Source organism: Streptococcus cristatus (assembly GCF_001578775.1).
Taxonomy (GTDB): Bacteria; Bacillota; Bacilli; order Lactobacillales; family Streptococcaceae; genus Streptococcus; species Streptococcus cristatus_A.
This window is the reverse complement of the sequence record NZ_KQ969062.1, coordinates 1,479,933-1,493,312: the sequence shown is the minus strand read 5'-3', so window position 1 is coordinate 1,493,312 and position 13,380 is coordinate 1,479,933. Positions and strand designations below refer to the sequence as shown.

The following is a 13,380-nucleotide window of genomic DNA, read 5'->3' as shown; positions in this document are numbered from 1 at the left end:
GGTGTCAAATGGCAGTTTCATTAAATGATATCAAAAATAAAATTGCATCCACAAAAAACACCAGTCAAATCACAAACGCGATGCAGATGGTTTCTGCATCTAAGTTGGGAAAGTCCGAAGAAGCAGCAAAAAACTTCCAAGTTTATGCTTCTAAGGTTCGAAAACTCTTGACCGACCTTTTGCATGGTCATGAGGAAGAAAATGTTAGCCATCATCCACTGCTAAAGAGCAGACCAGTTCAGAAAACGGCTTATATTGTCATTACATCTGATCGTGGTTTGGTCGGTGGCTACAACGCAACCATCCTCAAATCCATGATGGAATTGATTTCGGAATACCACGAAAAAGATGACTATGTCATTATTTCGATCGGAGGAATGGGAGCGGATTTCTTCCGAGCACGGGGCATTCAGCCAATTTATGAATTGCGTGGCTTAGCCAATCATCCGAGTTTTGATGAAGTTCGGAAAATCATTTCCAAAACCATTGAAATGTATCAGAATGAGCTTTTTGATGAACTTTATGTGTGTTATAACCACCATGTCAACAGTTTGACCAGTCAGATGCGGGTAGAGCAAATGTTGCCAATCGTCGACTTGGATCCTAGTGAAGCGGATGAGAACTATATCCTCAATCTAGAATTAGAATCCAGCCGAAACGCGATTTTAGATCAGCTCTTGCCTCAGTTTGCTGAAAGTATGATTTACGGGGCTATTATTGACGCAAAAACTGCTGAAAATGCTGCTGGTATGACAGCCATGCAGACAGCAACGGATAACGCTAAAAAAGTTATCAATGATTTGACCATTCAGTACAACCGTGCTAGACAAGCAGCTATCACGCAGGAAATTACTGAAATTGTGGCGGGTGCAAGTGCACTGGAATAGTGTCACAGAAAATAAATAGTATAAAGAGGAGAAAAGAATGAGCTCAGGCAAAATTACTCAGGTTATCGGACCGGTTGTAGACGTAGCGTTTGCAGCTGGCGACAAGCTACCTGAGATCAATAATGCACTTGTAGTCTATAAAAATGACGAAAATAAATCAAAAATCGTCCTTGAAGTAGCTCTTGAGCTTGGTGATGGAGTGGTTCGGACCATCGCTATGGAATCAACGGATGGGTTGACTCGTGGCATGGAAGTGCTAGATACTGGCCGTCCAATTTCTGTGCCAGTCGGCAAAGAAACACTTGGTCGCGTCTTTAACGTTTTGGGAGATACCATTGACTTGGATGCTCCTTTTGCGGATGATGCAGAGCGTCAGCCAATCCATAAGAAAGCTCCAACCTTTGATGAGTTGTCTACTTCATCAGAGATCTTAGAGACAGGTATCAAGGTTATCGACCTTTTAGCCCCTTATCTGAAAGGTGGTAAAGTCGGACTCTTCGGTGGTGCCGGAGTTGGTAAGACCGTCCTGATTCAGGAATTGATTCATAACATTGCCCAAGAGCATGGCGGTATTTCTGTATTTACCGGTGTTGGGGAACGTACCCGTGAAGGGAATGACCTTTACTGGGAAATGAAGGAGTCTGGCGTTATCGAGAAAACAGCCATGGTCTTCGGTCAGATGAATGAACCACCAGGAGCACGTATGCGGGTTGCTTTGACTGGTCTGACGATCGCAGAATACTTCCGTGATGTGGAAGGTCAAGATGTCTTGCTCTTCATTGACAACATCTTCCGTTTCACGCAGGCAGGTTCTGAAGTTTCTGCCCTTTTGGGTCGGATGCCGTCAGCCGTTGGTTACCAACCAACACTTGCGACAGAAATGGGGCAATTGCAAGAGCGTATCACATCGACTAAGAAGGGTTCTGTAACCTCTATCCAGGCCATCTACGTGCCAGCCGATGACTATACTGACCCAGCTCCAGCAACGGCTTTTGCCCACTTGGACTCTACAACCAACTTGGAACGTAAATTGGTTCAATTGGGGATTTATCCAGCCGTGGATCCGCTTGCTTCAAGCTCTCGAGCTCTTTCTCCTGAGATTGTTGGTGAAGAGCACTATGCAGTGGCTGCCGAAGTGAAACGCGTATTGCAACGTTATCATGAATTGCAGGATATCATTGCCATCCTAGGTATGGATGAGTTGTCAGATGAAGAAAAGACTTTGGTTGCGCGTGCGCGTCGGATTCAATTCTTCCTATCTCAAAACTTCAACGTTGCGGAGCAATTTACTGGCCAGCCAGGATCTTATGTGCCTGTAGCTGAGACGGTTCGTGGCTTTAAAGAAATCCTCGAAGGCAAGTACGATAAGTTACCAGAAGATGCCTTCCGTGGTGTCGGTTCGATTGAGGATGTCATTGCTAAAGCGGAAAAAATGGGATTCTAAGAGGTGAATGATGGCTCAAATGACAGTACAAATCGTTACACCGGATGGTCTGATTTATGACCACCGTGCTGCATTTGTTTCCGTAAAAACGATTGACGGAGAAATGGGGATTTTGCCTCGCCATATCAATACAATTGCTGTTTTGGAAGTGGATCAAGTCAAGGTACGCAGAATCGATGATGACAAGCATATTGACTGGATTGCGGTCAACGGTGGCATCATAGAAATTGCTGATAATGTGATTACAATTATCGCGGACTCAGCTGAGCGTGAGCGTGATATTGATATCAGCCGTGCCGAGCGAGCTAAGCTGCGTGCTGAGAAAGAGATCGAAGAAGCCCAAGACAAGCATTTGATTGACCAAGAACGACGCGCTAAAATCGCCCTCCAGCGTGCCATCAACCGTATTAACGTTGGAACAAGAATGTAATGAAAAAAGAATGGAGTTTCCATTCTTTTTTATTGTCCCATACTCCTTTTTGCTAGAAACAGCTTTTCTTATGGTATAATAAAATCTATGATAGAATTAATGTTTCGATTATGCAGTCACCTGCTCTTTATTTTTGTGTCTTTTCACCTTTTGGCGACAGTGGTCAGTTGGGAAAAATTTTTAAAAGTAAATGCTGATAATGCCATCAAAATTCGTTTTTTGATTTTATTGCTAAGTATTGCCTTGGGCTACATGGCTAGCCTATTTTTTATCGGTATTTATGACATGAGTCGGGCAATTTTTAAAGGAGCTTTATAAGGTCAGATTGTTGATTTTATGATATGATAATAAGGATGAATTTTTAAGATTTGGAGTAACTAGTTAGTATGGAAAAAATTATTATTCAGGGTGGAAATAACCGTCTGGTTGGCAGAGTTAGGATTGAAGGAGCTAAAAATGCGGTGCTTCCGCTGTTGGCAGCAACTGTTTTAGCCAGTGAGGGAAAAACAACTCTTAAAAATGTGCCAGTTCTTTCGGATGTTTTTACCATGAACAATGTTGTTCGCGGCTTGAATACGCAGGTAGACTTTGACCAAGATGAAAATACTGTAGTTGTAGATGCGACTAAACCATTGACAGAAGAGGCTCCTTATAAGTATGTCAGCAAGATGCGGGCTTCGATTGTTGTATTGGGTCCCATTCTTGCTCGTAATGGGCATGCTAAAGTGTCCATGCCGGGCGGTTGTACGATTGGTAGCCGACCTATCGATCTTCATTTGAAGGGCTTGGAGGCAATGGGTGCTCAGATTACGCAGACTGCAGGATACATCGAAGCCAAGGCAGACCGCTTGATGGGGGCGCATATTTACATGGACTTCCCAAGTGTTGGTGCGACACAGAATATTATGATGGCAGCGACTTTGGCTCAAGGCACCACTGTTATTGAAAACGCTGCTCGAGAACCTGAAATTGTCGACTTGGCCTTACTGTTAAATAAAATGGGCGCTAAAGTCAGAGGGGCAGGAACGGAGAATATAACAATCATCGGTGTTGAAAAACTTCATGGAGCTGAGCACAATGTCGTGCAAGACCGTATCGAAGCTGGTACATTTATGGTTGCCGCTGCTATGACAGGCGGTGACTTGCTGATTGAAGATGCGATTTGGGAGCACAATCGTCCGCTTTTATCAAAAATGCAAGAAATGGGAGTAGAAGTGACGGAAGAAGACGAAGGAATTCGCGTCCGCTCAGATGTTTCAAAGTTAAAAGCTGTTTCTGTCAAAACTCTACCTTATCCAGGTTTCCCAACAGATATGCAGGCTCAGTTTACTGCCTTGATGGCGATAGCCCAAGGAGAGTCTGTCATGGTTGAGACGGTCTTTGAAAACCGCTTCCAGCACTTAGAAGAGATGCGACGGATGGGCCTTCATTCCGATATTATGCGGGATACCGCTCGGATTTGGGGCGGTAGCAGCCTGCAAGGAGCAGAAGTGATGTCGACAGATCTTCGGGCTAGTGCGACCTTGATTTTGATGGGCTTGATTGCTGAAGGGGAGACAAAAGTTAGCAAGTTAGTTCATTTGGATCGTGGCTACTATAAATTTCATGAAAAGCTGGCAGCTCTTGGTGCCAACGTCAAACGCGTAAAGGAAGAAGATGATGAGTGAAAATTGGAAATATTTGGCTAGACAATTAGGCATCATTGCCTTGGTGCTGGTAGTCGCTTTTATCATTTTTTGTCTTGGTCTAGTTATCGGATATGGCGTGATTGGAAATGCAGACAATCCTTGGTCTATCTTATCGCTAGATACTTGGAATGAACTTGTTTCTAAGTTCACTGGTCATTGATCTGCTAAGATGTCCGAAAATTTACCGACTGTGTAGAATCTTGCGCAGTCCTTTTAAATGGAAAAGGAAAGATGCCAAAAAGAAAGAAATTACAAAAAAAGAGCACTAAATCTACTCAGACTATAGCTGGGCTTCTGGTTGCTCTGACTTTATCACTGGGAGCCTATTTTTTTGGAAATGGCACTCAGTCACCAGCAGTAAATACACCTGCAGTTGTCAGTAAAAATAAGGATACCAGCACACCAGATCAAGCGCTGGCTGAGAGTGTTCTCACTGACTCAGTACGTTCTCAACTTGGTGGAAAAATCGAGTGGAATGGAGCTGGAGCTTTCATCATCAATGGGAATCAAACGAACTTAAATGCCAAAGTGTCGAGTGCCCCTTATGCGGATAATAAAACGAAGATGGTTCAGGGGCAGACGGTTCCAACAGTTGCTAATGCCTTACTTGCCAAATCGACCCGTCAATATAAATCAAGGGAAGAAACGGGAAATGGTTCCACTTCTTGGGTTCCTGCTGGTTGGCACCAAGTCAAACATCTATCAGGTGAATACAACCATGCAGTAGATCGCGGGCATCTCTTGGCTTACTCTCTAATCGGTGGCTTAAAGGGTTTCGATGCCTCTACTAGCAATCCAGCCAATATCGCAGTCCAAACAGACTGGGCCAATCAGGCCAATAAAGACAACTCGACAGGGCAGAACTACTATGAAACTCAGATCCGTCGTGCCTTGGATCAGAATAAGCGAGTTCGTTATCGTGTCACCTTGATCTATGCTTCAGAAAATGATCTGGTGGCATCTGGCTCGCATTTAGAAGCCAAGTCCAGCGATGGAAGTTTGGAATTCAATGTTTTTGTCCCAAATGTCCAGTCAGGAATTGTCCTTGATTATCGCACTGGCAGAGTGAGCATTAGATAAATGTATTTTAAAAAATATTATCCATTTGAAGTTAGCAGCTAGGATTGATTGTAGATTTCAAATGGATTTTTCTATCTTTCTTCTAAGAATAATCTACATTTCTACTGTAAAATAATTTGACACTTCTTAAAATATTTGATATATTAAAAAAGAGTATATTAACATAAAATAAGAAAGGGATAGAAGGGGTTTATAACAGCCTAAAAATTTTAAGGTTTATTGTAAACGCTTACTATTGGTGGTTGTCAAATGGATAGAGATTTATTTGATAAAAGATGTAAGTTTGGGATTCGCAAGCTAACTTTAGGTGTTTGCTCTGTTATAATCGGAGCAATCTTGTTTGGGGTCAATCAAGTATCGGCTGACAGTCTAGCAGATACAACAACTAGCCCAGCAGGAGTAGTTGCGGTATCTCAACCAAGTGTGGCACCTCCTGCTACTGAAGTTACGGGAGAGACAACATCTTCTGAGGTAAATGGGAAAGTAGAAAACGAGGATAAGCCTGCAGCAGCAACTGCTACTGCACCAGTATCTACAGAAAATGTAGCTACACCCGTATCTCCATCAACAGATACAGGTACCACTTTAGAAAAACCTTCTGATGCAACTGCTGAGACAGAAGAAACGGTTGAAAGAGACTATTATTCCCGTTCTTTAAAGAATGTCAAGCCTGTCTTGGAAAAAGAAGATATTACGATTAACAAAACAGATCACGCCAAAGAGGATCTATCCAGCGAGCTAGATAAAGTAAAAAAATTAAAGAATGCAACGGTTCATTTGGAGTTTAAGCCAGATGCAAACTCACCAAAGTTTTATAGTGTATTCTCTGCTTCTAGCTCCACGCATGTCAACGAATACTTTACTCTTGCGGTCAATAATGGAACAGCAGTTGTCGAAGGTCGTGATCGCAATGGGCAGCAATTCTATGAAAATTATAACACTGCCCCTTTGAAAGTAACTGCGGGTCAATGGAACTCCATCACCTATACAGTAGAAAGACTAAAACCAGATTCGCCAGAGGGTCGCGTGCGCCTCTATGTCAATGGGGTTCTATCAAGAACCAGCTATCAGTCAGGGAAATTCCTGAGTGACATGCCGGATTTGACCAACATGCAGCTGGGTGCTACAGTGCGTGGTAAGCAAAACCATTGGCCAGGAACGTTTGCCGTTCGAAATCTAACTATTTATGACCGCGCTCTTTCGCCAGAAGAAGTAGCTCAGCGTAGCCAAATTTTAAAACGGAAAGAACTCGAAGGACAGCTAGCTCCTGGTGCCTCCCTGAGTGAAAAGGCAGATGTATTTGAGAGTGGAGCTGGCGGTCAGGCTAATAGTCAAGGAATTAAAAGCTATCGAATCCCAGCCTTGTTAAAGACTCAGAAAGGCACCTTGATTGCAGCTGCGGATCAGCGCCGCTTGCATGCGTCAGACTGGGGAGATATCGGCACAGTTATTCGCCGTAGTACAGATGGCGGCCAGACTTGGGGGCCAGAAAAGACGATTGTCAATTTGCGCAATAATCCCAAAGCAACGGATCCGAATCAGGGCTCTCCTGTAACGATTGATGTGGCTATGGTTCAGGATAAAGACGGAACCATTCATGCCATCTATGATATGTTTACAGAAGGGCGGGCTGTTTTTGACCTGCCTGCTAAAAACAAAGAAGCCTATACAACGATTGATGGCAAGGTTTATCAGATTCTTTATCACGAAAATGGTCAAAAATATACAATTCGTGAAAATGGAACAGTCTATGATGCAAACGGTGTAGCGACAACCTATCGTGTAGTGGTCAATCCACAGGAAAAAGACTATCGAGATAAAGGTGACCTTTATGACGGAGACCGCCTGATTGATAATATTTATTTCACGATCAAGAAAGATTCGCCTTTCCGTGTCGCTCGGACTAGCTATCTATGGACATCAGTGAGTAAGGATGATGGACTGACTTGGTCTGCTCCGCGTGATATCACTCCTATGGTCAAGGAAAACTGGATGAAGTTCTACGGGGTCGGCCCTGGTACAGGCATTCGTCTTCATACAGGCCCGCACAAGGGACGTTTAGTTATTCCGACTTATTCGACTAACGAATCTTCCCATTTACATGGTTCTCAGTCTTCTCGGGTTATCTATTCAGATGATAATGGACAAACTTGGCATTCTGGAGCAGCAGTTAATGATGGTCGCAGAGTGAATAATACAGAGATTCAATCCAGCACCATGAATCATCCTTCGGCTCAAAACACTGAAGCAACCATCGTGCAGTTAGCAAACGGCCAGCTAAAAATGTTCATGCGTGGATTGACGCGAGACCTGCAAGTTGCAACCAGTGAAGATGGAGGTGCTACTTGGCTTCCTGAAGTGAAACGCTACAAAGATGTGCCTGATGTCTATGTACAAATGTCAGCGATTAGCACAGTCAAAGATGGACAAGAATATGTGATTTTGGCGAATGCAAGCGGGCCTGGCAGAAATAATGGTCATGTTCGAGTTGCCAGAGTGGATCAGGCTGGCAATCTGACTTGGATTGCTCATCGAGAAATCAATAAAGGAAAATTTGCCTACAACTCTCTGCAACAAATCAATGATCAAGAGTTTGGCTTGCTTTATGAAGGAGCGGAAGGGAATAAAAATGACTATACTCTCTCCTTCAAGAAGTTTAACTGGGATTTCTTACTGAAAAACAGTGTTTATCCGACAGAGGCTAAGGTAGTCAGCGCGAAAAACACAGAAGAAGGACTCGTTGCCCTGCGTTTTGATCACGAAGTGATTGTTAATGAAGCGCCAGTATTTGAGCTAGAAAATGGCAAGGAAGCTACCTTTGTTACTCAGGCAGACAGTAAGACACTCCTGTTTTACGCAGATGATGATTCGGCTGGTCAGAAGATTACTAAGATAAAATCAGGCAACATCGAAAGTATTCATAATTTGGCTGTTTCTGTAATCGGAACGAGACTTCCAGCCGCAGGTTCGACTCCAGAAGCAGTCACACCTTATATTGCACCAACACCAACAGTTCCAGATCCTGATTTAGTTGCAAGATTTGCAGCTAAGAAGACAGCTGAGTGGACTCCTGTCGGAACAACAGAGCAGCATGGAACAGTCGCTACGGTTGAGAAGAACGGTGTACGCTATAACCAGCTCTCCTCAAAATCTACTCATGATAACAACCAAAACCCAGCTCTCTTCCAGAAAGAAGGCTTGCAGGTAGATCAAGAAGGAAATGCTAGCGTAAACTTAACTTTTGTAGAAAATTCTGAAACAAACCATGGTCGCTTTGGTGTCTTTATGAAATATAAAGATACATCAAACAATGTCTTTGTCGGTTATGACAAAGAAGGCTGGTTCTGGGAATATAAAACGCCAGGCAATGGCAATAGTGCTTGGTATCGTCAGACTCGTGTACCAGCACCGAAAAAAGGTTCAAGCAATAACTTGGTGGTAACTCTGAAAGCAGATGGTCAGCTCAATGCGACCAATAATGGCGAGCAACTCTTTAATACAGTGACCTTACCAGCTGCAGTCAAGGAAAATCTCAAGAATGAGCGCAAGATTTTGGTCAAGGCCGGTACTTATCAGGGCACTGAACTGACTTCTGTTTTGATAAAGACAGATAACCAAGAAGGCATGACCCCAACTCAGCCGACAGGAGAAAAGGAAATAGGTCCTGTTGTAGATGACTCTAAAGTGACTTATGATAAGATTCACTCAGCAACGATGGAAGTGCTGATTGATAAGGCCTTTCCGCGTGTCAAGAGCTACACAGTCAACAAGCACACACTGACAGGTCAAGTCAAACAGCTGGATCAAGTCACTATTAACTCACATGCTATCAAGCCGAAAGTGACTTACCGCAAGGTTGATGAGCAGACAGCTGAGTATGATTTGGTCTTGAAGGATCCAGAGCATTTGATTGATGCAGAAATGACCGTTCGCTTGAAAGTAGTGGACAACCAGTTGCACTTTGATGTGACAAGAATCGTCAACCACAATCAAGTCGAGGCTGGTAAGCCAGTCGATGATGTTAGAAAATTGATTTCTTCTATCAACTTTGCAGATAATGCTTTAGTATCTGTATCTAGCGAGCAGGCAGGTGCTAAGTTTGATGGAGCGACCATGTCCAACAATACCCATGTCAGCGGAGATGACCATATCAATGTGACCAATCCGATGTCGGATTTGCGCAAGGGCTACATGTACGGATTTGTCTCAACAGACAAGCTGGCGGCTGGTGTATGGAGTAACTCTCAAAACAGCTTTGGCGGTGGATCAAACGATTTTACACGCTTGACTGCTTACAAGCAAACAGTGGGTAACGCTAACTATGTCGCAATCAAGAGCTCACCATGGCAATGGCAAAAGGAACATAAAGGAATTGTTTACCCAGATTATACTTTGGAATTGCCAAGTGCTAAGGTGGTCGTGACCGAAGATGCCAACAAGGATAACCAAGTAGACTGGCAGGATGCTGCTATAGCTTATCGTCAAATCATGAATAACCCACAGGGCTGGGAAAAGGTCAAAGACATTACCGCTTATCGGATTGCCATGAACTTTGGCTCTCAAGCACAAAATCCATTCCTGATGACTCTGGATGGTATTAAGAAAATCAATCTTCATACCGATGGACTTGGCCAAGGTGTCCTCTTGAAGGGATATGGAAATGAAGGGCATGACTCAGGTCACTTGAACTATGCAGATATTGGTAAACGAATCGGTGGAGTTGAAGATTTCAAAACTCTGATCGCCAAGGCTAAGGAATATGGTGCTCACATCGGTATCCACGTCAACGCATCAGAAACCTATCCAGAATCCAAATATTTCAAAGAGGAAATCCTACGCAAGAATCCTGACGGTAGCTATAGCTATGGCTGGAACTGGCTGGACCAAGGTATCAATATTGATGCTGCCTATGACCTCGCTCATGGTCGACTCAAACGCTGGCAAGATTTGAAAGAAAAACTTGGCGAAGGATTAGACTTTATCTATGTTGATGTCTGGGGTAATGGTCAGTCAGGTGATAATGGTGCTTGGGCAACTCACGTCTTGGCAAAAGAAATCAACCAACAAGGCTGGCGCTTTGCGATTGAGTGGGGCCATGGTGGTGAGTACGACTCTACCTTCCAGCACTGGGCAGCTGACTTGACCTATGGTGGCTATACCAACAAGGGGATTAACAGCAGCATTGTCCGCTTTATCCGCAACCACCAAAAAGATTCTTGGATTGGTGACTATCCGTCCTATGGCGGCGCAGCCAACTATCCGCTGCTTGGTGGTTACAGCATGAAGGATTTTGAGGGCTGGCAAGGACGGAGTGACTACAATGGCTACGTGACCAACCTCTTTGCTCATGATGTCATGACCAAGTATTTCCAACACTTCACTGTCGCAACATGGAAGAATGGTAATCCGGTTACCATGAATGATAATGGCGGCAGCTACAAGTGGACACCAGAAATGGAAATCGGTCTAACAGACAAGGACAACAATCAAGTTACTATTCGCCGTAAATCAAACGATGTGGCAAATCCAGGCTACCGTGAGAGAACAGTTACGCTTAATGGTCGCGTGATTCAAGACGGCTCAGCTTATCTAGTACCATGGAATTGGGATGCCAACGGTAATAAGCTGGAAAAAGCTCAAGAGAAGATGTATTATTACAATACAAAAGCAGGCCAGACAACTTGGACACTGCCGAGTGATTGGAATGATAAGGTTTACCTCTATAAGCTGACCGACCAAGGTAAGGTTGAAGAGCAAGAGCTGACAGTGACGAATAATCAGCTGACGCTGGATCTTTTGGCAAATCAGCCATACGTTCTCTATCGTACAAGACAGGTCAACAAGGAAATGTCTTGGAGCGAAGGAATGCATATCTATGATCAAGGCTTCAACAGTGGTAAGCTGGATCATTGGACAATTACAGGCGACAAGTCTAAGGCTGAAATTGTCAAGTCACAGGGTGCCAATGATATGCTCCGTATTCAAAACAATACAAGTACTGTGACTCTGACTCAGAAATTAACGGGTCTCAAGCCAAATACTAAGTATGCTGCTTATGTCGGAGTCGATAATAGAAGTGATGCTAAGGCAAGTATCACAGTCCAATCAGGTGACAAGACGATTACCAACTATACTAATAAATCTATTGCTCAAAACTATGTAAAGGCATATGCTCACAATACAAATCGTAGCAATGCGACAGTGGACAACACCAGCTATTTCCAAAATATGTATGTTTACTTCACGACAGGTGATGACGTGTCCAATGTGACTCTGACCCTGAGCCGTGAAGCAGGTGAAAAAGCAACTTACTTTGATGAAATTCGAGTCTTTGAGAATAATTCTACAATGTATGCCGGCGGTCATGATAACCAAAAAGGTGTCTTCAAACAGAACTTTGAAAATGTCGGTCAAGGGATCTTCCCATTTGTTATCGGTGGTATCGAAGGTGTTGAGGACAATCGGACTCACTTATCAGAAAAGAACGCACCATATACACAACGTGGCTGGAATGGTAAGAAGATTGATGATGTTATCGAGGGCGACTGGTCACTCAAGACCAATGGTTTAGTTAGCCGTCAACGCATGGTTTACCAAACTATTCCGCAAAACTTCCGCTTTGAAGCAGGTAAGACTTATCGAGTAACCTTTGACTACGAAGCGGGCTCTGATGGCACTTACGCCTTTGTCAGCGGCAATGGTGAAGTAACTTGGAAGCAAGCAGGTAACCAATGGACTAGTGATTTGGGCAATGCACAAGTGCATGAGCTACCAAACACTTGGAAAGGCTCTCAAAAAGCCAAAAGAGCGACCTTCCTCGTTACGGGAGCGCCAGATGGCAATACTTGGATTGGTATCTATTCTACTGCTAGAGGTGGGAATACAAATGGTGATGCAGGCGGAGATGCAAACTTCCGTGGCTACAATGACTTTGTAATGGATCGTCTACAAATTGAAGAAGTCGAGCTGACAGGTAAGATGCTGATTGACGAAGCAGTGAACAACTACCTGCCACTAGTTGCCAGAACGAATTACACTACTGAGTCTATGAATGCGTTGAAAGATGCGGTTTATAATTTGACTCAGCAGGATGATGACATCTCAGTTGATGCTGCTAGACAGGCAATCGCTGCAGTGGATCACCTCAAGGCTGCCTTGGTAGAGAAGAAGACTTCCCTCAAAGCAGCAGACTTTGAATCTCTGGAAGCACCTGCACAGCCAGGAGAAGAGTTAGCTAAAGCCTTTGATGGTAACCGCTCTAGCCTGTGGCATACACCGTGGTCTGGTGGTGGTGCTAATAAACCGGCTACTATGGTCTTGAGAGAACCAACTGATTTGACAGGTTTGACTTATGTACCACGTTCTTCAGGATCAAATGGTAATCTCAAAAATGTAACTCTGGTGGTAACGGATGAAGCAGGTCAAGAACACCGTTTCTCAGCCAATAATTGGCCAAATAATACAGCAACTAAAACTATTGACTTTGGTCGGGTTATCAAGGCTAAGAAGATTGTCTTGACAGGTACTCAGACTTATGGCGATAGCGAAAATGAATACCAATCAGCGGCGGAACTAGTCTTTAATCTACCAACAACAAGCGAGGCTGCTCTGGACACAAGTGCTTATGATAAGGCTCTTGCGCGTGCTAAGACGTTGACAAGTCAGGCTAATCGTGAAGCAGTAGAAGAGTTCTTGCAGGTGGCTGCTTACGTGACAAATAACCACTTGTTAACTCCGACTCGCTTGGCAGAATTTACAACTTATCTCAATAGTTTAGAAGATACACCAGCTACACCGCCAGTTCACAAAACGACTCCAGACGAAGGTGTTAAGATTCAGGTAGTCGAGCAA

8 protein-coding genes are annotated in these 13,380 nt (G+C 43.9%); all 8 read left to right on the top strand.

Annotation, left to right across the window (positions count from 1 at the left end):
* Positions 1–8 precede the first annotated feature (8 nt).
* Positions 9–887 carry a F0F1 ATP synthase subunit gamma gene (locus tag SCRDD08_RS07305; RefSeq protein WP_005589739.1) on the top strand — a complete coding sequence of 293 codons (879 nt, stop codon included), beginning with the start codon at positions 9–11 and terminating at the stop codon, positions 885–887.
* A gap of 37 nt (positions 888–924) precedes the next feature.
* Positions 925–2,331 (top strand): F0F1 ATP synthase subunit beta, encoded by a 1,407-nt coding sequence (atpD, locus tag SCRDD08_RS07300; protein WP_061423047.1) that lies wholly within the window; start codon positions 925–927, stop codon positions 2,329–2,331.
* Positions 2,332–2,338: 7 nt separating this feature from the next.
* Positions 2,339–2,761, top strand: a complete 423-nt coding sequence (locus SCRDD08_RS07295; protein ID WP_005589741.1) for a F0F1 ATP synthase subunit epsilon — start codon at positions 2,339–2,341, stop codon at positions 2,759–2,761.
* 87 nt (positions 2,762–2,848) lie between these two features.
* Complete coding sequence (locus SCRDD08_RS07290) at positions 2,849–3,079, top strand: DUF1146 family protein (protein ID WP_061423046.1); 231 nt, start codon at positions 2,849–2,851, stop codon at positions 3,077–3,079.
* 68 nt (positions 3,080–3,147) lie between these two features.
* The gene (gene murA / locus SCRDD08_RS07285; RefSeq protein ID WP_061423045.1) at positions 3,148–4,428 is read left to right on the top strand and encodes a UDP-N-acetylglucosamine 1-carboxyvinyltransferase; all 1,281 of its coding nucleotides are present in this window, start codon (positions 3,148–3,150) and stop codon (positions 4,426–4,428) included.
* Positions 4,421–4,609, top strand: a complete 189-nt coding sequence (locus tag SCRDD08_RS07280; RefSeq protein ID WP_005592154.1) for a DNA-directed RNA polymerase subunit beta — start codon at positions 4,421–4,423, stop codon at positions 4,607–4,609. The genes murA and SCRDD08_RS07280 overlap by 8 nt, the downstream gene beginning before the upstream one ends.
* 71 nt (positions 4,610–4,680) lie before the next feature.
* Complete coding sequence (locus SCRDD08_RS07275; protein ID WP_061423044.1) at positions 4,681–5,529, top strand: DNA/RNA non-specific endonuclease; 849 nt, start codon at positions 4,681–4,683, stop codon at positions 5,527–5,529.
* A 249-nt stretch (positions 5,530–5,778) separates the two neighbouring features.
* A partial coding sequence (locus SCRDD08_RS12220) for a SpGH101 family endo-alpha-N-acetylgalactosaminidase (RefSeq protein WP_081104269.1) occupies positions 5,779–13,380 on the top strand: 7,602 nt, incomplete at its 3' end.

Bases quoted from the DNA above. Each gene is read 5' to 3' on its own strand.
- SCRDD08_RS07305 (WP_005589739.1), top strand. From the start codon at position 9: ATGGCAGTTTCATTAAATGATATCAAAAATAAAATTGCATCCACAAAA.
- atpD (WP_061423047.1), top strand. From the start codon at position 925: ATGAGCTCAGGCAAAATTACTCAGGTTATCGGACCGGTTGTAGACGTA.
- SCRDD08_RS07295 (WP_005589741.1), top strand. From the start codon at position 2,339: ATGATGGCTCAAATGACAGTACAAATCGTTACACCGGATGGTCTGATT.
- SCRDD08_RS07290 (WP_061423046.1), top strand. From the start codon at position 2,849: ATGATAGAATTAATGTTTCGATTATGCAGTCACCTGCTCTTTATTTTT.
- murA (WP_061423045.1), top strand. From the start codon at position 3,148: ATGGAAAAAATTATTATTCAGGGTGGAAATAACCGTCTGGTTGGCAGA.
- SCRDD08_RS07280 (WP_005592154.1), top strand. From the start codon at position 4,421: ATGAGTGAAAATTGGAAATATTTGGCTAGACAATTAGGCATCATTGCC.
- SCRDD08_RS07275 (WP_061423044.1), top strand. From the start codon at position 4,681: ATGCCAAAAAGAAAGAAATTACAAAAAAAGAGCACTAAATCTACTCAG.